The organism is Streptomyces sp. WMMC500 (assembly GCF_027497195.1).
GTDB lineage: Bacteria > Actinomycetota > Actinomycetes > Streptomycetales > Streptomycetaceae > Streptomyces.
In genome coordinates this window covers 6,967,790-6,987,391 of record NZ_CP114905.1, presented here as the reverse complement: position 1 = coordinate 6,987,391, position 19,602 = coordinate 6,967,790, and the positions used below count along the sequence as shown (strand labels likewise).

General features: G+C 72.9%; 17 protein-coding genes. 14 read left to right on the top strand and 3 right to left on the bottom strand.

The annotated features are described in order from the left end of the window. Positions 1 to 541: 541 nt before the first annotated feature. Complete coding sequence (locus O7599_RS30105) at positions 542 to 1,174, top strand: hypothetical protein (protein ID WP_281618752.1); 633 nt, start codon at positions 542 to 544, stop codon at positions 1,172 to 1,174. A 276-nt stretch (positions 1,175 to 1,450) separates the two neighbouring features. After that, entirely contained in the window at positions 1,451 to 2,800 is a 1,350-nt protein-coding gene (locus O7599_RS30100; protein ID WP_281618751.1) for an MFS transporter, read from the top strand. A gap of 58 nt (positions 2,801 to 2,858) precedes the next feature. On the opposite strand, the gene O7599_RS30095 is transcribed toward O7599_RS30100, so the two are convergent. Further along, entirely contained in the window at positions 2,859 to 3,101 is a 243-nt protein-coding gene (locus O7599_RS30095; RefSeq protein WP_281618750.1) for a hypothetical protein, read from the bottom strand. Between the two features lie 79 nt (positions 3,102 to 3,180). Between O7599_RS30095 and map the strand changes: the two genes are divergently transcribed. From map to O7599_RS30080, 3 genes are all read left to right on the top strand, one after another. Then, on the top strand, positions 3,181 to 4,041 hold the full coding sequence (map, locus tag O7599_RS30090) for a type I methionyl aminopeptidase (RefSeq protein WP_281618749.1): 861 nt from the start codon (positions 3,181 to 3,183) through the stop codon (positions 4,039 to 4,041). Positions 4,042 to 4,146: 105 nt separating this feature from the next. After that, entirely contained in the window at positions 4,147 to 4,803 is a 657-nt protein-coding gene (locus tag O7599_RS30085; protein ID WP_281618748.1) for a biliverdin-producing heme oxygenase, read from the top strand. A 33-nt stretch (positions 4,804 to 4,836) separates the two neighbouring features. After that, on the top strand, positions 4,837 to 5,829 hold the full coding sequence (locus O7599_RS30080) for an aldo/keto reductase (protein WP_281618747.1): 993 nt from the start codon (positions 4,837 to 4,839) through the stop codon (positions 5,827 to 5,829). A gap of 62 nt (positions 5,830 to 5,891) precedes the next feature. On the opposite strand, the gene O7599_RS30075 is transcribed toward O7599_RS30080, so the two are convergent. Then, positions 5,892 to 6,920 (bottom strand): LacI family DNA-binding transcriptional regulator, encoded by a 1,029-nt coding sequence (locus O7599_RS30075; RefSeq protein ID WP_281618746.1) that lies wholly within the window; start codon positions 6,918 to 6,920, stop codon positions 5,892 to 5,894. A 151-nt stretch (positions 6,921 to 7,071) separates the two neighbouring features. On the opposite strand from O7599_RS30075, the gene O7599_RS30070 reads away from it, so the two are divergent. The 5 genes from O7599_RS30070 (at position 7,072) to O7599_RS30050 (ending at position 13,738) form a co-directional block, all read left to right on the top strand. Beyond that, on the top strand, positions 7,072 to 8,490 hold the full coding sequence (locus tag O7599_RS30070; protein WP_281618745.1) for an extracellular solute-binding protein: 1,419 nt from the start codon (positions 7,072 to 7,074) through the stop codon (positions 8,488 to 8,490). A gap of 39 nt (positions 8,491 to 8,529) precedes the next feature. Beyond that, positions 8,530 to 9,465 carry a sugar ABC transporter permease gene (locus O7599_RS30065; RefSeq protein WP_281618744.1) on the top strand — a complete coding sequence of 312 codons (936 nt, stop codon included), beginning with the start codon at positions 8,530 to 8,532 and terminating at the stop codon, positions 9,463 to 9,465. A gap of 3 nt (positions 9,466 to 9,468) precedes the next feature. Further along, complete coding sequence (locus O7599_RS30060) at positions 9,469 to 10,371, top strand: carbohydrate ABC transporter permease (protein ID WP_281618743.1); 903 nt, start codon at positions 9,469 to 9,471, stop codon at positions 10,369 to 10,371. A 63-nt stretch (positions 10,372 to 10,434) separates the two neighbouring features. Continuing rightward, positions 10,435 to 12,000, top strand: a complete 1,566-nt coding sequence (locus O7599_RS30055; protein ID WP_281618742.1) for an alpha-N-arabinofuranosidase — start codon at positions 10,435 to 10,437, stop codon at positions 11,998 to 12,000. Between the two features lie 262 nt (positions 12,001 to 12,262). Then, the gene (locus O7599_RS30050; protein WP_281623576.1) at positions 12,263 to 13,738 is read left to right on the top strand and encodes a sugar transferase; all 1,476 of its coding nucleotides are present in this window, start codon (positions 12,263 to 12,265) and stop codon (positions 13,736 to 13,738) included. Between the two features lie 323 nt (positions 13,739 to 14,061). On the opposite strand, the gene O7599_RS30045 is transcribed toward O7599_RS30050, so the two are convergent. Beyond that, a complete protein-coding gene (locus O7599_RS30045; protein WP_281618741.1) occupies positions 14,062 to 15,027 on the bottom strand; it encodes a GDP-L-fucose synthase in 966 nt (321 codons plus the stop codon). A gap of 50 nt (positions 15,028 to 15,077) precedes the next feature. On the opposite strand from O7599_RS30045, the gene gmd reads away from it, so the two are divergent. The 4 genes from gmd (at position 15,078) to O7599_RS30025 (ending at position 19,585) form a co-directional block, all read left to right on the top strand. Further along, positions 15,078 to 16,091, top strand: coding sequence for a GDP-mannose 4,6-dehydratase (gmd, locus tag O7599_RS30040; protein ID WP_281618740.1), 1,014 nt, complete (start codon positions 15,078 to 15,080; stop codon positions 16,089 to 16,091). 63 nt (positions 16,092 to 16,154) lie between these two features. After that, complete coding sequence (locus O7599_RS30035; RefSeq protein ID WP_281618739.1) at positions 16,155 to 18,278, top strand: DNRLRE domain-containing protein; 2,124 nt, start codon at positions 16,155 to 16,157, stop codon at positions 18,276 to 18,278. Continuing rightward, the gene (locus O7599_RS30030; protein WP_281618738.1) at positions 18,278 to 18,736 is read left to right on the top strand and encodes a hypothetical protein; all 459 of its coding nucleotides are present in this window, start codon (positions 18,278 to 18,280) and stop codon (positions 18,734 to 18,736) included. The genes O7599_RS30035 and O7599_RS30030 overlap by 1 nt, the downstream gene beginning before the upstream one ends. A gap of 9 nt (positions 18,737 to 18,745) precedes the next feature. Continuing rightward, positions 18,746 to 19,585, top strand: coding sequence for a glycosyltransferase family 2 protein (locus tag O7599_RS30025; RefSeq protein ID WP_281618737.1), 840 nt, complete (start codon positions 18,746 to 18,748; stop codon positions 19,583 to 19,585). Positions 19,586 to 19,602: the final 17 nt, after the last annotated feature.

The window sequence follows — 19,602 nt, the reverse complement described above, 5'->3', positions numbered from 1 at the left end:
GCCCGATGGGCCCCGCAGGATGTCCGGGGGCACATCCCACGGAGGTCGAAGCGCGAGACCCGGCGGGGCACGGGGGCAAACGCCGCGGAGGGCTGGGGGGCGAGCCCGCGGGCGTCCGGATGTCGGGGGGGGCGAAGCCCCATGGAGGTCCGGACACGAGGCCCCTCCGGGCCCCGGGGCAGGCCCCGGCCCCGAGGGCTGGGGGAGCCTCGGGGGTGTCCAGGCGACGCCCCGATGAGGCCGGGCACGAAGCCTCTACGGGGACCACGGGGGGCCCGGGGGCGCAGCCCCCACCGGGGGGTCCGGGGGCGCAGCCCCCACCGGGGGGTCCGGGGGCGCAGCCCCCACCGGGGGGTCCGGGGGCGCAGCCCCCACCGGGGGGTCCGGGGGCGCAGCCCCCACCGGGGGGTCCGGGGGCGCAGCCCCCACCGGGGGGTCCGGGGGCGCAGGCCCCTGGACCCCCGGCCGGGTCCGCCCCGATCCGGTGATACCGCGTCCGTTTCGCCGCGGGAGGCGGCCCCGTCCGGCAGCATCGCGCCGCATGGATGCCGTGCGCGTTGCGTTGCTGCGGGAAGTGCTGGCCGGGACCGAGTGGCCCGGCGCCGCCCGGCGGTTCGCCGGGGTGTTGCGGGGCGCCGTCGAGGCGCGGGGCGGCGGGCTGCTGCTCGTGGGGACCGAGGCGTACGAGCCGTGGCATCTCGCCGCCCACCTCGACGACGAGGCCGCCTGGTCCGGGCTGCCCGCCCTCTCCCCCACCCTCGTACGCCACCGCGTGCCGCCCGCCGGCCCCGCGCACCTCGGCGTCGGGCTCGGCCGGCTGGAGGCCGCCGGGCGCGGCGAGACCCTGCTCGTCGTCGCCCCCGACGAGCCCGGCGACGCGCTGCTGGAGCGCGTCGGCGACGCCCGCCGCGCCGGGGCCGCGGTGCTCGCGCTGGACGGCGGCTCGACCGAGTTGCCCGGGCTCGCCCACGAACTGCTCACCGTGCCCGGCGACAGCGGCGACATCGACCTGGAAACCGTTCAGCACCTCGTCAGCGCCGCCGCCGGCGAGAACCGCACCGCCGCCGCCGGCGACAACGGCGCGCCCGCCGCCGCCTCCGCCCGCTCCGGCTTCCGCGACCGCCTCGCCCGCCTCGCCGAAGTGCTCTCGTCCCCGCCACCGCCCCGCTGGTGACCCGGCCCGGCCGCCGCGGCGACCCTCCGCCCCACCGGTGCCCCCGGGCCCACCACCGCCCCACCGGCGACCTCGGGTCGCCGCCGAACCGCCGCCGAACCGCCGCCGAACCGCCACCGCCCGTCGGAGTCCCCGGGCCGGCCGCCGCCTCGCCACCGGCCCCCGGCCGGCCACCGCCCCGCTCGTACCCCCGGTCCCGCCGCCGCCCCGCCCCGGCGACCTCCGCCCGGTAATTCTCTTGCGGCCCGCCCCCCACCCACCCGACCATGGCCCCTCGTGGCCGACGAATCCCGCGCCTACCGCGACCTCCTCCCCGACCTCGCCCCCTGGCACGCCTCCCGCGACTTCCGCCTCATGTGGGTCGCCGGCCTCATCACCGCCTTCGGCAGCTTCCTCACCTTCGTCGCCCTCCCCGTCCAGGTGAAGGAGCTGACCGGCTCGGCCCTCGCGGTCGGCGCCATCGGCACCGTCGAGCTCGTCCCGCTCATCGTCTTCGGCCTCTACGGCGGCGCCCTCGCCGACGCCATGGACAAACGGAAGCTGATCATCTACAGCGAGGCGGGACTCGGCCTCGCCTCCGCCGTCCTGCTCGTCAACAGCCTGCTGCCCGACCCGATGCTCTGGCCCCTGTACGTCGTCGCCGCGCTGACCAGCGCCCTGACCGGCATCCAGCGCCCGGCCCTCGACTCGATCGTCCCGCGCATCGTGCCGCACGAGCACCTGCCCGCCGCCGCCGCGCTCAACTCCCTGCGCTGGCAGCTCGGCGGCATCGCCGGACCCGCGCTCGCCGGCTTCATCGTCGCGTACGCCGGCCTGCCCTGGGCGTACGCCCTGGACGCCGGGACGTTCGCCGTCTCCGTCGGGTTGGCGCTGCTCCTCGCCCCCTCCCCCGCCGCGCGCGAGGCGGTGGCGCCGAGCCTGCGCGCTATCGCGGAGGGCGCGCGCTACGCCTGGCACCGCAAGGAGCTGCTGGGTACGTACGCCATCGACCTGGCGGCGATGTTCTTCGCCTTCCCGCTCGCGCTGTTCCCGTTCCTCGCGGACGAGTTGGACGCGCCGTGGGCGCTGGGGCTGATGTACGCGGCGCTGCCCGCGGGTTCGCTGCTCGTGAGCCTGACCAGCGGGTGGACCCGGCGGGTGCACCGGCACGGCCGCGCGGTCATGCTGTCGGCGGCCGGCTGGGGGCTGGCGATCACGGCGGCGGGGGTGATGCCGAACGCGTGGACGGTGCTGGCGCTGCTCATGGTGGCGGGCGCGTTCGACATGGTCAGCGGGGTGTTCCGGGCGGCGATGTGGAACCAGACCATCCCCGACGAGCTACGCGGCCGGCTCGCCGGCATCGAGCTGCTCTCGTACTCGGTCGGCCCGGTGGCCGGGCAGTTCCGCTCCGGCGGAGTGGCGGCGCTGACGAGCGTGCGGACGTCGATCTGGTCGGGCGGGGTGCTGTGCGCGGGGGCGGTGGTGCTGCTGGCGGCGTGCCTGCCGAAGCTGATGACGTACGACGCGCGCACGAACGAGCACGCGGTACGGGAACGGGAGCGCCGCGCCGCGGCGGCGGCAGAGAAGGCGGGGAAGCCGGCGCCCGGCGGCCCGGACGGCACCCCGGCCCCGGACCCGGCAACGTGACGCCCAACGTGACCGCAACGTGACGCCGCGGCACCGCCCCCGACCGCCCCCTACCCCCTCACCGTCCCGACCCGCCCTCGCCCCCCGCGCCTCCCGCGTCGTCGTTCCACCGCGCGTCCTCGTCCCACTCCTCGTTCCGCGCCTCCGCCGTCTCGATCGCGCGCCCCGCCTCCTCCGGCGTCGCGTACGGCCCGAGGCGGTTCAGGGCCCTGCACTGCGGCCCCTCCTCGACCCGCCCGTGCTCCAGGCAGTAGTACCACTCGCCCGGTTTGCCCGCCCTCTTCTTCCTGAACAGCGCCATCTCGCTCCTCACCTGGGCCGTGCCTGCGCGGTCTGCCGCCGCCCATCGTGCCCGATCCCCCGCCGATAGACTCGGATCCATGTCTGGCCAGTCGTCTCTGCTCGCGCCCGGAACCCTCTCCCCGCCCCGCGCCGTTCCCGCTGCCATCCCCCGCCCCGAGTACGTCGGGAAGAAGGGGCCCGCGCCCTACACCGGGCCCGAGGTCCAGGACGCGGACACCGTCGAGCGGATGCGCGTCGCCGGGCGGATCGCCGCCCGGGCGATGGCCGCCGCGGCGGAGCGGATCGCGCCCGGGGTGACGACGGACGAGCTGGACCGGGTGGCGCACGAGTACCTGTGCGACCACGGCGCGTACCCGTCCACCCTCGGCTACCGCGGCTTTCCCAAGTCGCTGTGCACGTCGGTCAACGAGGTGATCTGCCACGGCATTCCGGACTCCACGGTGCTGCGCGACGGCGACATCGTGAACCTGGACGTCACCGCGTTCATCGGCGGCGTGCACGGCGACAACAACGCCACGTACCTCGTCGGCGACGTCGACGAGCCCTCCCGGCTGCTGGTCGAGCGCACCCGCGAGGCGCTGAACCGGGCGATCAAGGCGGTCCGCCCGGGCCGGCAGGTCAACGTCATCGGCCGGGTCATCCAGTCGTACGCCAAGCGCTTCGACTACGGCGTCGTGCGCGACTTCACCGGCCACGGCGTCAACACCGCCTTCCACTCGGGCCTGATCATCCCGCACTTCGACGACCCGCGCGCGACCACCGTGATGCGGCCCGGGATGACGTTCACGATCGAGCCGATGCTGACCCTCGGGACGTACGAGTACGACATGTGGGACGACGGCTGGACGGTGGTGACCAAGGACCGCAAGCGCACGGCGCAGTTCGAGCACACGCTCGTGGTGACGGAGTCGGGCGCGGAGGTGCTGACCCTGCCGTAGCCGCGCGGGTATACCGACACGGCGTCGGGAACCTATTGACTTAGGTAAGCCTAACCAAAGAGAATCGTCGGGCCCACCGCCCCTGCCGTGCCTCGGAGGCTTGCCTTGGACGCGACGCCCTTCTCCACCGTGCTGCGCACCGAATCCCACGACCAGCACCACGAGGCCAACCACTCCACCTTCATGAGCGACATGCTGGGCGGCGCCCTCGGCATCGACGCCTACCGCCGCTACACCGCGCAGCTCTGGTTCGTCTACCGCGCTCTCGAGGACGGCTGGGACGCGCTCGCCGGTGACCCGGTCGCGGGCCCCTTCGTGCAGCCCGAGCTGGCCCGCGTCCCCGAGCTGGCGCGCGACCTCGACTTCCTGCACGGCGGCACCGGCTGGCGCGCCACGGCGGCGCCGCTGCCGGCGACGGCGGCGTACGCGGCCCGGATCGCGCAGTGCGCGCGCGACTGGCCCGCGGGGTACGTGGCGCACCACTACACCCGCTACCTCGGCGACCTCTCCGGCGGCCAGGTCGTGCGCGGCACCGCGGAGAAGACCTGGGGCTTCGACCGCAAGGGCGACGGCGTCCGCTTCTACGTCTTCGAGCGGGTGGCCAACCCGGCGGCGTACAAGCGCGGTTACCGGCGCCTGCTCGACGAGCTGCCCGTCGACGACCTGGAGAAGAAGCGGATCGTCGAGGAGTGCCACCGGGCCTTCGCCTACAACGTGGCGGTCTTCCGGGAGCTGGAGGGAGCCGACCCGCTGAGCGCCTGAAAACGGCTTGCGCGCGAGCGCACTCGAAGGTGCATGCTCGTACCCATGCAGACGCGCACTCTGGGACGTACGGGCATCGAGGTCAGCGCACTCGGCTTCGGCTGCTGGGCGATCGGCGGCGAGTGGTGGGACGCCGGGGGCGGCCCGCTGGGCTGGGGCAAGGTGGACGACGAGGAGTCGGTGCGGGCCGTGCACCGCGCCCTCGACGACGGCGTCACCTTCTTCGACACCGCCGACGTCTACGGCACGGGACACAGCGAGACCGTGCTCGGCCGCGCCCTCGCGGGCCGCCGGGACGACGTCGTCATCGCCACCAAGTGGGGCAACACCTTCGACGCCGACCGCCGGACGACGATCTCCCGCGACCTGACCCCCGGCTACGCGCGCCGGGCGCTGACCGCGTCGCTGCGGCGGCTGGGCACCGACCGCGTGGACCTGTACCAACTGCACATCGGCGACGCCGACCCGGAGGCGGCGGTGGCGCTGCGCGAGGCGTGCGAGGAACTCGTCCGCGAGGGCCTGATCCGCGCGTACGCCTGGAGCACCGACGACCCCGCACGCGCCGCGCTCTTCGCCGAGGGCCTGCACTGCGCGGCGGTGCAGCACCAGCTCAACGTGCTGGAGGACGCGCCGGAGATGCTGGCGCTGTGCGCGGAGCTGAACCTCGCCAGCGTCAACCGCGGCCCGCTGGCCATGGGGCTGCTCTCCGGGAAGTACGACGCGGGCGCCCACGTCGGCGCCGGAGACATCCGCTCCGCGCCGCCGCCCTGGCTGAAGTACTTCGGCCCGGACGGCCGGATGGCGCCGGGCTGGCTGCCCCGCATCGAGGCGATCCGCGACATCCTCACCTCCGAGGGCCGCACCCTGGCACAGGGCGCACTGGCGTGGATCTGGGCCCGCAGCCCGCACACGGTCCCGATCCCCGGTTTCCGCACCGTGGCACAGGCGGAGCAGAACGCCGGCGCGCTGGCGGCGGGCCCGCTGACCGCGGAGCAACTGGCGGAGGTCGAGGGGCTGCTGAGGTAGGAACCGTGGGGGCCACTCCGGCGGATCGTCCGCGGACCCGGAGATGATCCGCCGGACGGGCCCTACGGCCCGGCGGGCACCGGCGCGCTCGACTCCCGCGGCACCAGGTCGTACCCCGCGAGCAGCGTCGTCGGCGGGGCCTCCGCCGGGCCCTCGATCCGCGCCAGCAGCGCCTTCACCGCCAGCCTGGCCAGCTCCTGCTTGTCCGGCGCCACGCTGGTCAGCGACGGCACCATGTACCGCGCCTCCTGGACGTCGTCGAAGCCGACCACCGCCAGGGCGGCCGGGATCGCCAGGCCCTCGTCGTGCGCGACGCGCATCGCGCCCGACGCCATCATGTCGGTGAAGCAGAACACCGCGTCGGGCCGCCGCGGCAGCGCCAGCAGCTCCCGCATCGCCGCCGCGCCGCCCGCGCGGGTGTACGCGCCCACGGGCGGGGCCAGCGCCGGGTCGTACGCGAGGCCGGCCTCGGCCAGCGCCTCGCGGTGGCCCTGCATGCGCTGCTGGGCGGTGGCGGTGGTCCGCTCGCCGTACTGCCAGCCGATGACGCCGATGCGGCGGCGGCCGAGGGAAACCAGATGCCGGGTGGCGTCGCGGGCGGCGGCGACGTTGTCGATGAGCACGTGGTCGGCGGGGACTTCGTAGTCACGCTCGCCCAGCAGCACGAGCGGCACGCGGCGTTCGCGGGCGGCCAGCGCCGCCTGGTCGAGACCGAGGGGGCTGAGAAGGACGCCGTCGATGAGCGGGTCGCTGAGGCCGCAGGCGATGCGCAGCTCCTCGGCCGGGTCGCCGCCGGTGACCTCGATGAGGACGGTCCGCCCGGACTCCTTGGCGGCGGCGATGACGCAGGTGGCCAGCTCCGCGAAGTAGGGCGCGACGAGTTCGGGGACGGCCAGCGCGATGACGCCGCTGCGGCCGGTGCGCAGGTGGCGGGCGGAGGCGTGCGGGCGGTAGCCGAGTTCGTCGATGGCGGCGAGGACGCGGGCGCGGGTCGGCTCGGCGACGCGCGCGGCGCCGCGGACGACGTTCGAGACGGTCTTGATGGAGACACCGGCGCGCTCTGCGACGTCCTTGAGACGGGCCCCGGACACGGCTTCCTCCCGATTCCTCCGCGGTTCTGGCTGCGCACACCCTACGCCTTGCTGCGCAGGCTGTTGACGTGGTGCGCACGGCGATATACAACGTTGCACCAAGAACCGATTACAACGTTGTACAAGTTCGCCGCGGAAAGGGACATCCGCCATGCTCCGACGCCTCGACTCCCCCGGCCGCGCGGCGCCCGACCCCGCCCGCGGCGCCGCATCCGCCCCCTCCCGACGCACTGCGTCTGCCCCCTCCCGCCGCGCCCTGCTGCGCGGCGGGGCCGCCCTCGCCGCCGGCGCCGCCACCACCGCGGCGCTCAGCGGCTGCGGCAGCACCATCGCCCAGGGCTTCACCGGCGGCGAACCCGCCGCGGACCGGCTCAACTTCTGGAACCCGTTCACCGGCGGCGACGGCGAGCGCATGGTCGCCATGCAGGAGGAGTACGAGAAGGCGCACCCGGAGAACTCCCTGCGGGCCACCACCTTCGTCTGGGGCAACCCGTACTACACCAAGCTCAGCCTCGCCACGGTCGGCGACCGCCCCCCGCACGTCGCCATCGCGCACCTGTCGAAGCTGCCGGTGCTCGCCCAGGCCGGCCTGCTCACCGAGCTGCCCGCAGACGCGCTCGCCAAGCAGGGCATGATGCCGGAGAAGTTCGACACCAAGCCGTGGCGCAAGTCCCACGTCGACGACCGCCTCTATGGCGTCCCCCTCGACACCCACCCCTTCGCCCTGTACTTCCGCACCGACATCGCCGAGAAGGCGGGCCTGCTCGACGGCGGCGAACTGGTCGACATCGACGGCCCCGACGAGTTCGCCGACGCGCTGCGCGCGGCGAAGGAGGTCACCGGCGTCTGGGGCGGCTCGATCGCCTCGGTCAAGGACACGGCCACCCAGTTCCGCCTCTTCCTGTCCCTCTACACCCAGCTCGGCGGCCGGCCGCTGGTCGCCGACGCCGGCGCCACCGTGCAGGTCGACCTCGACGCAGCCGAGGAGGCGCTCGCGTACGTCCAGCGCCTCGGCAAGGAGAAGCTGATCCCCACCGGCGCGAACGGGCAGGCCGCCATCACCCTGCTCACCAACGGCGAGGCCGGGTTCCTGATGGACGGCGTGTGGCAGATCATCGCCGTCCTGGACGCGGGGGTGAAGTTCGACATGCGGCCGCTGCCGCGGATCTTCTCCGACGCCCCGTACGCCTGCTTCGCCGACAGCCACGCCCTGGTGCTTCCCCGGCCGCCGAAGCAGGACGACGCACGCCTCGACCTCTCGCTGGAGTTCGCCGCCTCCCTGCTGGACTCCAGCAAGCTCTGGGCGGAGGGCGGCCACGTCCCCGCGTGGCTGCCGACCCAGCACTCGGCCGCGTACCGGGAGCTGACTCCCCAGTCCCACTACACCGCCGCCGCCGAGGGCGCGGTGTACGACCCCGTCGCCTGGTACGGCGGCGCGGGCAGCAACCTGCAGAACGACGTGGGCGACGCGGTCACCGCCGCGCTCACCGGCCGGTCGAGCCCGAGGGCCACCGCGGAACGGGTCCGCAGCGCACTGCGCACGCTCGCGGACGTCGAGTCCCCGATCTGAACCCCGCCGCCGACACCCCCGCAAACGAAAGGCATCCCCGTGGCGAGTACAGCCGGCACCGGCGCCCTCACCCCCGACCGCACCGGCGCCGCCGGCGCCGTCCGCGGACGGCTCGCGGGCCCGGCCCTGATCGCGCCGTTCGCGTTCTTCTACGTCATCTTCCTGGTCGGCCCGCTGATCTACACCTTCGTGGCGGGCTTCTTCAACGGCAGCCTGCTGCGCGACGGCTTCGGCAGTTGGGTCGGCTTCACCAACTACGCGGACGTGCTCGGCGACTCCGAGTTCTGGCGCACGCTCAAGCACACGCTGTGGTTCACTGTGCTCACCACGATCCCGCTGGTGCTGCTGGCGCTGATGCTGGCGATCCTCGCCGACCGGTTCGTCCGGGGCCGCTGGTTCTTCCGCTTCGCGTTCTTCGCGCCGTACGTGATCCCGTCCGCGTCCGTCTCGCTGATCTTCATGTGGGGCGTGCTCGCCGACCAGACCGGACTCGCCCAGGACTGGCTGAAGTCGCTCGGCGTCGACACCCCGCCGTCCTGGCTGGGCGACCCGAGCTGGGCGATGTGGTCGATGGCCGGCGTCACCGTCTGGTGGACCGTCGGCTTCAACTTCGTGCTCTACCTCGCCGGTCTGCAGGAGATCCCCCGGGACGTGCACGAGGCCGCGGCGATCGACGGCGCCGGGCCCTGGCAGCGGATCCGGCACATCGTCATCCCCATGCTGGGGCGGACGACGACGCTCGTCACCGTGCTCCAGATCGTCGCCTCGCTGAAGGTCTTCGACCAGATCTACATGATGACCGGCGGCGGCCCCGACGGCTCCACCCGGCCGACGCTGCAGTACATCGTCGACACCGGCTTCACCGACGGCCGCACCGGCTACGCCTCGGTCGTCTCCCTCTTCCTCTTCCTCGTCATCCTGCTGATCTCCCTGGTCTGGTTCTTCCTCGTCCGCCGGGCAGAGAAGGAGAGCTGAGCCATGGCCCACACCAAGGAAAGCCCCGCCGCCCCCGCCGCCGCGCCCGCCCGCGCGGACACCGCCCCCGCGCCCCGGCGCGGCTACGACGCCGAGAAGCTCTTCAACCGCGTCGCGCTCGGCGTCCTCCTCGCCTTCGCCCTGCTGTGGCTCGTGCCGCTGTTGTTCGCGACGGCGATATCCCTCCGGCCGGCGGACGAGATAGCCGTCGACCCGACGTCCTGGTTCTCCTCGAACCCCACCTTCGCGGCGTACGAGGACCTCTTCGACAAGGGCAAGCTGCCCTACTGGTACGCCAACAGCTTCATCGTCTCGCTGCTGACCACGGTGCTCACCGTCGTCACCGCCTCGCTCGCCGCCTTCGGCCTCTCCCAGGTGCGCTTCCGCTTCCGCCGCGGGGTGTTCCTGCTGCTGCTCGCCGGGATCATGGTCCCGATGCAGGTGCTGATGATCCCGCAGTTCCTCGCCCTGCAGGAGGTCGGCCTGCTCAACACGTACTGGGGCGTGGTGCTACCGCAGGTGCCGAACGTCGTCGCCGTCTTCGTCTTCAAGCAGTTCTTCGACGGCATCCCCCGGGAGCTCATCGAGGCCGCGCGCGCCGACGGCGCCGGCTGGCTGCGCACGTACTGGCAGATCGTGATGCCCGTGTCCCGGCCCGCCGTCTCGGCCGTGACGATCTTCGTCTTCGTGGCCGTGTGGAACAACTTCCTGTGGCCACTGCTGGTGGTCACCGACCCCGAGATGATGACGCTGCCGGTCGGGCTCAACTCCGTCCAGGACGCCTTCGGCATCCCGTACGCGCAGCTCATGGCCTCCGCGGTGCTGGGCGCCATCCCGCTGCTCGTCGTCTTCGCGCTCTTCCAGCGCCGCATCGTCGAGGGCATCGCCGGTACGGGCCTGAAGTAGCCCCTTCACGCGCGCCGCCCCGCAGCACGCACCACCCGCACATCTCCGTGAGAAAGGCACCGCATGCCGCACACCGCCAGGTTCACCGTCGACCCCGAGTTCGTCATCGGCGAGGTGGACCCGCGCCTGTACGGAACGTTCGTCGAGCACATGGGCCGCTGCGTCTACACCGGGATCTACGAGCCCGGCCACCCCACCGCCGACGCCGCCGGCTTCCGCGGCGACGTCGCCGCGCTGGTCAACGAGCTGGGCACCGGCCTCGTCCGCTACCCCGGCGGCAACTTCGTCTCCGGCTACCACTGGGAGGACGGCGTCGGTCCCGTCGCGGAGCGGCCGCGGCGGCTCGACCTCGCCTGGCGGTCGGTGGAGTCCAACGAGGTCGGCACGAACGAGTTCCTGACCTGGGCCAGGGGGCTGGGTCTGGAGCCGATGATGGCCGTCAACCTCGGCACCCGCGGCATCGACGCCGCCCGCGCGCTCGTCGAGTACGTGAACCACCCCGGCGGCACCGCCTGGTCCGACCTGCGGATCAAGCACGGCGTCGCCGAGCCGCACGGCGTGCGGCTGTGGTGCCTGGGCAACGAGATGGACGGCCCGTGGCAGACCGGCCACAAGTCGGCGCGGGAGTACGGGCGGCTGGCGGCCGAGGCCGGCAAGGCCATGCACCAGGTCGACCCGTCGATCGAGCTGGTCGCCTGCGGCAGCTCCAACGCGCAGATGCCGACCTTCGGCACCTGGGAGCGCGAGGTGCTGGAGGAGACCTACGACGAGGTCGACTACCTCTCGCTGCACGCCTACTACGAGGAACTGGACGGCGACCGGGCGAGCTTCCTCGCCTCCGGCGCGCACATGGACCAGTACATCGCCGACGTGGTGTCCACCGCGGACCACGTCCGTGCCGTACGGCGCGCGGACAAGCGGATCCGGCTCTCCTTCGACGAGTGGAACGTCTGGTACGCCGCCCGCTTCCCCGGCGAACGAAACCTGGCCACCGCCGAGACGCCGCGGCTGATCGAGGACACGTACTCCGTGACCGACGCGGCCGTGGTGGGCTCCCTCCTCATCACCCTGCTCCGCCACGCCGACCGGGTCGCCGTGGCGTGCCTGGCGCAGCTCGTCAACGTCATCGCGCCGATCCGCAGCGAGCCCGCGGGTCCCGCCTGGCGGCAGACCATCTTCCACCCCTTCGCGCAGGCCGCCCGGTTCGCCCGCGGCACGGTGCTGCGCACCGCGGCCGACCCGGCGGGCTCGCGCGTCGAGACGCCGCAGCACGGCGACGTCCCCGCGCTCGACCACGTGGTGACGTACGACGAGGAGAGCGGCGACCTGACGATCCTGGCCGTCAACCGGGCCCAGGACGAGCCGCTGCGGCTCTCCGTCGCGCTGCGCGGCTTCGGCGCGGGCGGCGGGGCTCGCGGTGGGGCGGGCGCCGGGGCGGACGGATACACGGTCCTCGAACACCTGGTCCTCGCCGACGACGACCCCGACGCGGCGAACACCGAGGCGGAACCCGGGCGCGTGCTGCCGCGGTCCGCCGCCACCACGCGGATCAGCGCAGACGGCGAGCTTGAGGCCGAACTGCCGTGCGTGTCGTGGAACGTGATCAGGCTGCGGAAGCGGGGTGGGTGACCGGCCGCGGTAGGCAATCGAAACTGCCGTAAAACTCCGTACATCCCTCGGCCCCTCTCGCGAGTCGTACGTCGTGACTCGCACGGCGTCGCCGACCTGGTGTGAAGCTCGCTACACATAAGGCCCTTTTTGTGTGAACCCTGGGTGTTCTTCGTAAATCTGGCCTAAAGTTCCGGGAGCGTCAGGCGCACGTCGACCAGGGGAGGATCGCGTGCGCCTCATCAGTCGCGATGTGCCAGGGGGGAACATGCGGCGTATCGGAGTGGCCGATACCGGGATCATGACGGCGGAGCCGAGACGCGGTTCCCGCGTCCGCTCCGCCGCGGCGAAGCCGGCGTGGTACCTGCCGGCCGCCCTCGTCACCGACGCGGCGGGGATCGCCATCCCCGTCGTGCTCGTCTTCGTCACCACCCGGCAGCCCTATCCGGCGCTCTGCGCCGCGGTGGCCGCCGGCGGCTGGCTCGCCGTACGGGCCGCGCGGCGCCGCTACTCCGCGCGGCAGCTCGGCGAGTCGGGCGCGGTGGTGCCGGTGCTGCAGGACTGGCTCCTGCTCCTCGGCGTGCTCGCCGTCGTCCGCGCGTTCACCGCCGACGGCGCCGGCAGCGCCGTGGAGCCGCAGCCGGCGCTGCTCGCGCTGCTGCCCGGTCTGGTGCTGGCCGTCGTCACCGCGAAACTGCTGCACCACCACCTCGTCGCCTCCCGGCGGGAGGGCCACGCCGTACGGCGCGTCCTGGTGGTCGCGGAACCGGCCACCGCCGACCACGTCGTCGGCCGGCTGGCGGCGCGTACGGACCACGAGTACGTCGTCGTCGGCGTCGTCCCGGTCGGCGAGGCCCCGCTGTCCTGCGGCGCCCCGGAGGCCGCGCGGCTGGGCCGGGTCCCCTCCGACCGGGCCGGCTGGGACGCCCAGGCGGTGCTCTCCGCCGCCGCGGAACACGGCGCCGAGCTCGTACTCGCCGCCCCCGGCCCGCTGCTGCCGGCGGCCCGGCTGCGGCAGTTGGCGTGGGCCCTGCACGACGCGGGGCTGCCGCTGGCCGTCCTGCCGGGCATAGCCGAGGTCGCCGAGCGGCGGCTGCGGCTGTCGGTCGCGGCGGGCCTGACCCTGCTGCACATCGCCCCGCCGCTGCGGCGCGGCGCGCAGTCGACGCTGAAGGCGGCGAGCGACCGCGTCGCCGCGGCCGTCGGCCTCGCGGTGCTCTCCCCGGTGTTCGCGGTGATCGCGGCGGCGGTCAAGTTCACCTCCCCGGGCCCGGTGTTCCACCGGCAGACCCGGCTCGGCCGGGGCGGTGCGCCGTTCACCATGTGGAAGTTCCGCAGCATGGTCGAGGACGCGGAGCAGCGGAAGTCCGCACTGTCGGTCGTCAACGAGCACGACGGCAGCCCGATCTTCAAGATCCGCCGCGACCCGCGGGTCACCCGCGTCGGCGAGGTGCTGCGCCGCAGCTCACTGGACGAACTGCCGCAGTTGTTCAACGTGCTGCGCGGCGAGATGTCCCTCGTGGGCCCGCGCCCGCCGCTGCCGGAGGAGGTCGCCCGCTACAGCGACACGGAGCTGCGGCGGCTGGCGGTGAAGCCGGGGATGACGGGTCTGTGGCAGGTCAGCGGCCGTTCGGACCTGACCTGGGACGAGACGATCGCGCTGGACCTGCACTACGTGGAGAACTGGTCCTTCGCCCACGACATGGACGTGATGGCCCGCACCCTCCGCGCGGTCGTCGACGGCCGGGGGGCGTATTGAGACGCGGGACACCACGCTGCGTGCGTCGCGCGGCCGCTGAGGCGGCGCGGCCGGCCGTCCGCGTCGCGGTGGCACCGCGCCCCGGACGGCCGCCGCACGCTGCGCCGGGGGCCGGCGCCCCGGCCACACGCGGCGAAGCCGCGGCGGCAGGCGGGGCCCACCCACGTCGCACCAGCCGGCCAGGCCAGGCCGGCCCGCTCACACAGCTTGCGGTCCCGCCACCCGCACGCGGCGAAGCCGCAACGGGCGGGGTGCCCGAGGGGCGCAGCCCCACGGAGGCCCGGCCGGCGGCCGGCCGCGGGGTCGCTGAGGGGCGCAGCCCCTCAGGGCCGGCGCCAGCTCTCGTATACGGCCGCGATGCCCTCCCGCAGCGGGATCTCCGGCCGCCACCCCAGCTCCGTGATCCGCGAGACGTCCAGCAACTTCCGCGGCGTCCCGTCCGGGCGCCCCGCGTCGAACGCGATACGCCCCCGGTAACCGACCACGTCCCGTACGGTCTCCGCCAGTTCGCGGATCGTCAGGTCCTCGCCGCACCCCACGTTCACCGGCGCCTCCGCGTCGTACCCCCGCAGCAGCGCAAGGCACGCCCCCGCCAGGTCGTCCACGTGCAGGAACTCCCGCCGCGGCGTACCCGTGCCCCACAGCACGACCTCCTCCGCCCCCGACTCCCGCGCCTCGTGGAAGCGCCGTATGAGGGCCGGCAGCACGTGGCTCGTCTCCAGGTCGAAGTTGTCACCGGGGCCGTAGAGGTTCGTCGGCATCGCCGAGATGTACGCCGCGCCGTACTGCCTGCGGTACGCCTGCACCTGCTCGATCCCGGCGATCTTCGCCAGCGCGTAGGCCTGGTTCGTCGGCTCCAGCGGCCCGGTCAGCAGCGAGTCCTCGCGGATCGGCTGGTCGGCGAGCTTCGGGTAGATGCACGAGGAGCCGAGGAACAACAGCCGCCGCACGCCCGCGGCATGGCTGCCGGCGATGACGCTCAACTGGATGCGCAGGTTGTCCTCCAGGAACTGCACCGGGAAGCGGCTGTTCGCCATGATCCCGCCGACCCTGGCCGCCGCCAGCACCACCGCGTCGGGCCGGACGGCCGCCAGCCAGGCCGCCGTCCGCTCGGCGTCGCGCAGGTCAAGCTCCTCCCGGGTGCGGGCGAGTACCTGGTAGCCGTCGGCGGCCAGGCGGCGCGCGACGGCGGAGCCGACGAGACCGCGGTGGCCCGCGACGAAGACGCGCGCGCCGGGCGGAAGGAGATCGCCGGCGCCGGCAGGTGGGGACAGTTCGTTCGATGGCATCACAAGTACGGATTCTGCCATCCGGCGGAATGATCAGGGGGAAGGATCCCATGGGCAAGACGGCCCTCATCACCGGCGTCACCGGCCAGGACGGCTCGTACCTCGCCGAACTGCTGCTCGCCAAGGGCTACACGGTGCACGGACTCGTGCGGCGCTCCTCGTCGTTCAACACCGAGCGCATCGACCACATCTACGAGGAGCCGCAGGAGCCCGGCCGCCGGCTGGTGCTGCACCACGCCGACCTCTCCGACGGCGTCGCGCTGGTCAACCTGCTGCGCGATCTCGCGCCCGAGGAGGTCTACAACCTCGGCGCCCAGTCGCACGTCAGGGTCTCCTTCGACGCCCCGCTGTACACCGCGGACGTCACCGGCCTCGGCTCCATGCGCCTGCTGGAGGCCGTCCGCGCCGCCCGCATCGACACCCGGCTCTACCAGGCGTCGTCCTCGGAGATGTTCGGCTCCGCCCCGCCGCCGCAGAACGAGCGGACCCCCTTCCACCCGCGCAGCCCGTACGGCTGCGCCAAGGTCTTCGGCTACTGGTCGACGGTGAACTACCGGGAGGCGTACGACCTCTTCGCGGTCAACGGCATCCTGTTCAACCACGAGTCGCCCCGCCGCGGCGAGACCTTCGTCACCCGGAAGATCACCCGCGCCGTGGCACGGATCAGGGCGGGCCTCCAGGACCGCCTCTACATGGGCAACCTCGACGCGATACGCGACTGGGGCTACGCGCCGGAGTACGTCGAGGCGATGTGGCTGATGCTCCAGCGCGACGTGCCGGACGACTACGTCGTCGCCACCGGCGAGGCCGGCAGCGTCCGCCAGTTCCTTCAGGCCGCGTTCACCACCGCGGGCCTCGACTGGACGGAGTACGTCCGCTTCGACCCCAAGTACGAACGCCCCAGCGAGGTCGACGCGCTCATCGGAGACGCCACGAAGGCGGGCGACCTGCTCGGCTGGAAGCCGCAGGTGAGGTGGCCCGAGCTGGCCCGGATCATGGTGGAGGCGGACATCGAGGCGCTCGACGCCGAACTCGCCGGAACCACCGTCCGAATCGACAGGTAAGCGGATATTCTCTCCCTTGACCCGCGATGCGCGACCGCAGGGGACGACGGCCCAGGGGGGCACATGAACAAGCACAGAAGGACGCGGAAGTGGGGGGCGCTCGGCGTCGCCCTGGCGGTGGTGACCGGCACGCTGGTGACGGTCGGCGTCACGTACTCCTCGCCCGCGGCCGAGGCGGTCACCCCGCCGGTGGCGATGACCGCGGACGACCTGTCGACGTGGCAGACCAACGGCGTGGTGTGGTCCATGGCCGAGGCGAACGGCACGGTCTTCGCCGGCGGTACGTTCTCCGCCATCCGCCCGCCCGGCGCGGCGGCCGGGACCAGTGAGACGAAGGTCGCGAACTTCGCCGCGTTCAACGCGGCGACCGGCGAGCCGACGAACTGCAAGCTGAACTTCACCATCGGCTCCGGCACCGCCACCGTACGCGCGCTGACCGTCTCCCCCGACGGCAAGACGCTCTACGCGGGCGGCGAGTTCGGCACCGTCAACGGCGTCTCGCGCAGCCGCGTGGCGGCGATCGACATCGCCTCGTGCACAGTAAAGACCGGCTTCAACGCCGGCAGCGTCTCCGCCCGGGTCTACGGGCTCGACGCGGCGGCGAGCGGCCGGCTGTACATGGCAGGCGACTTCAAGACCGTCCGCGGCGAGAGCCGGGTGAAGTTCGCCGCCCTCAACGCGACCACCGGCGCGCTGAACTCCTGGAAGGCCAACGCGGGCCCGGACCGGGCCGGCCGGGTCATCGAGGAGACCCCGAACGGCCAGCACGTCGTCGTCGGCGGCGACTTCAACGGCCTCAACGGCGACAGCAGCGTGCACGGCCTCGCCGTCGTCCGCGCCGACACCGGCGCGACCGTACGGGCCTTCAAGGGCGTCAGCAACAACAGGAACAACCCGTACGAGCTGCACTGGAACTCCCTCGTCAAGGGCATCCACATCGACGAGACCGGCATCTACACCGCGCACGAGGGCCACGGCGGCGGCGTCTTCGACGGCCGGCTGGCGATGAACCTCAACGGCACCTTCACCCAGCGCTGGCGCGACACCTGCCTGGGCGCGACGCAGGACGTCACCGTCTACCAGGACGTGCTGTACAGCGTCTCGCACGCGCACAACTGCGGCAGCATGGGGCAGTTCCCGGAGCTGAACGAGCGGCAGCACATGCTCGCCGAGTCCGTCGACAACCCCAAGCCGCTGCTGTCCTGGTTCCCCGACACCGACGACGGCCCGTCCGGCACCGAGCAGATCGGTCCGCGCGTGATGGTCACGTCGTCGAGCGGCGGCAAGGACTACATGTGGATCGGCGGCGAGTTCACCCGCATCCAGTCCAACGGCAACAAGCTCCAGCAGGGCCTGGTCCGCTTCGCCAACACCCCGGACAGCCGAAAGCCGGTGGCCGGCGCCACCGGCGTGACGGCGGCGAACGTCTCGGACGGCGTACGGCTGCGCTGGAAGGCCGGCTGGGACCGCGACGACAGCAAGCTGACGTACACGATCTACCGCAACGGCGAGGCGCTGGCGACCAAGCCGACGCTGGACTCCAACTTCTGGACACTGCCGCAGGGCGAGTTCACCGACACCTCGGTCAAGTCCGGCACCACGTACAGCTACCAGATCACCGCAAGCGACGCCGCCGGCAACACCACCGCCAAGTCCGCGGCGGTCACGGTGACCACGCCGGGCACGCCCACGGAGACGACGGTCGAGCGCACCGCGACCGCCGACGCCTACGTCAACGGCTCCGCGACGAGCGCCAACTACGGCACGCACAACCAGCTCCTGGTCAGGAAGACCTCCGCGTACCTCAGCTACCTGCGGTTCTCGCTGCCGGCGGCGCCCAGCGGGATGACGCTGAAGTCCGCAAAACTGACGCTGCGCACCACGACCGACGCCAGCGCCGGCACCCCGGACACCGTCAGCGTGCAGCCGGTCACCGGCACCTGGTCGGAGTCGGCGGTGACGTACGCGAACCGGCCGGCCCTGTCGTCCACGGTGCTGGGCACGTTCACCGGCACGACGGCCCTGGACACCGACTACACCGCGTCGCTGTCCGCCGCCCAGCTCAGCGGTTCACTGGGCGACACCCTGGACGTGGCGCTGACGAGCGACGGCACCGACGCCTGGTGGGTGCGGGCGCGCGAGACCTCGTACGCGCCGAAGCTGACGCTGACGTTCGGAGCGGACTGATGAGCGCCCGTACGACGCGCGGCGCACGCGCGGCACTGGCGACGGCGGCCACCGCCCTGGCCCTGGCTCTCGCCCTCGCCGGCTGCAGCGGCGGCGACGACGGGGACGACACGGGGGCCGCCAAGCCCCCGGCGTCCCAGCAGGAGGGCGACCGCGCCCCGCAGGACCCCGGCCCGGAGGCCGGGAAGGACGACGACACCGAGAAGGTGCCGGAGGAGGAGCTGGCGCCCGCCGAGGGCGAGTTCTCCCAGAAGGAGAAGACGTACCTCAAGGACCGGGTGCCCGAGGGTGTGGACCCGGCGGCGATCCTGGAGGCGGGCGAGGAGGCCTGCGCCAAGATCGAGAGCGCCGCGGCGACGGACGACGAGCTGGCCCGGGAGGCCATCCGCTCCGGCGACATCGCCAACGCCGAGGACGCGATCCACACCCTGTGCCCCCAGTACGAAGACCTGCTGTAGGAGAGCGGCTTGAAGAGACTGCCCATCGTCGTCGCGATACCGACCAAGAACGAGGCCGAGAACATCGCGACGACGGTGCGGTCCGTCATCGACCACTTCGAGGCCGTGGTGGTGGTCGACTCGGACAGCACGGACGACACCCGCGCCCTGGCGGCGGACCAGGGCGCCGAGATCGTCCCGTATGAGTGGGACGGCAAGTACCCGAAGAAGAAGCAGTGGTGCCTGGACCACATCCACCCCGAACTGGACTGGATGCTCTTCGTCGACGGCGACGAGACCCCGAGCCCGGAGCTGCTCGCCGAACTGCACCGCATCTTCGACCCGGCGATCGACGGCTCGCTCCAGGTGGCGCCGGCCGCGTTCGACATCCCGCTCGGCTACTGGTTCGCGGGCAAGCGCCTCCGCCACGGCTACACCATCGTCAAGCGCGCCCTGATGGACCGCACCCGCGTCCGCTTCCCGGAGCTGGGAGACCTGGACGCGCCCGGCATGGGCGAACAGGAGGGCCACTACCAGCCGCTCGCGGACGGCCCGGTGGTACGGCTTAAGGCAACGCTGGAGCACGAGGACCTGGACCCGGTGCGCACCTGGTTCGAGCGGCACAACCGCTACTCGGACTGGGAGGCGTGGCTGGAACTCCACCCGGAGGTACGGGAGGAGATCCGCCAGGCGAAAACGCGACAAGGGCAGTTGTTCCACCGGGCGCCGCTGAAGCCGCTGGTGTCGTTCGCGTACGCCTACGTGTACAAGCGCGGCTTCCTCGACGGGCGGGCCGGTCTTGACTACGCGCTGGCGATGAGCTTCTACCGCTGGCAGATCGGCCTGAAGACCCGCGAGAAGAGCGTCTAGTTTCCCCTCACGGAGTG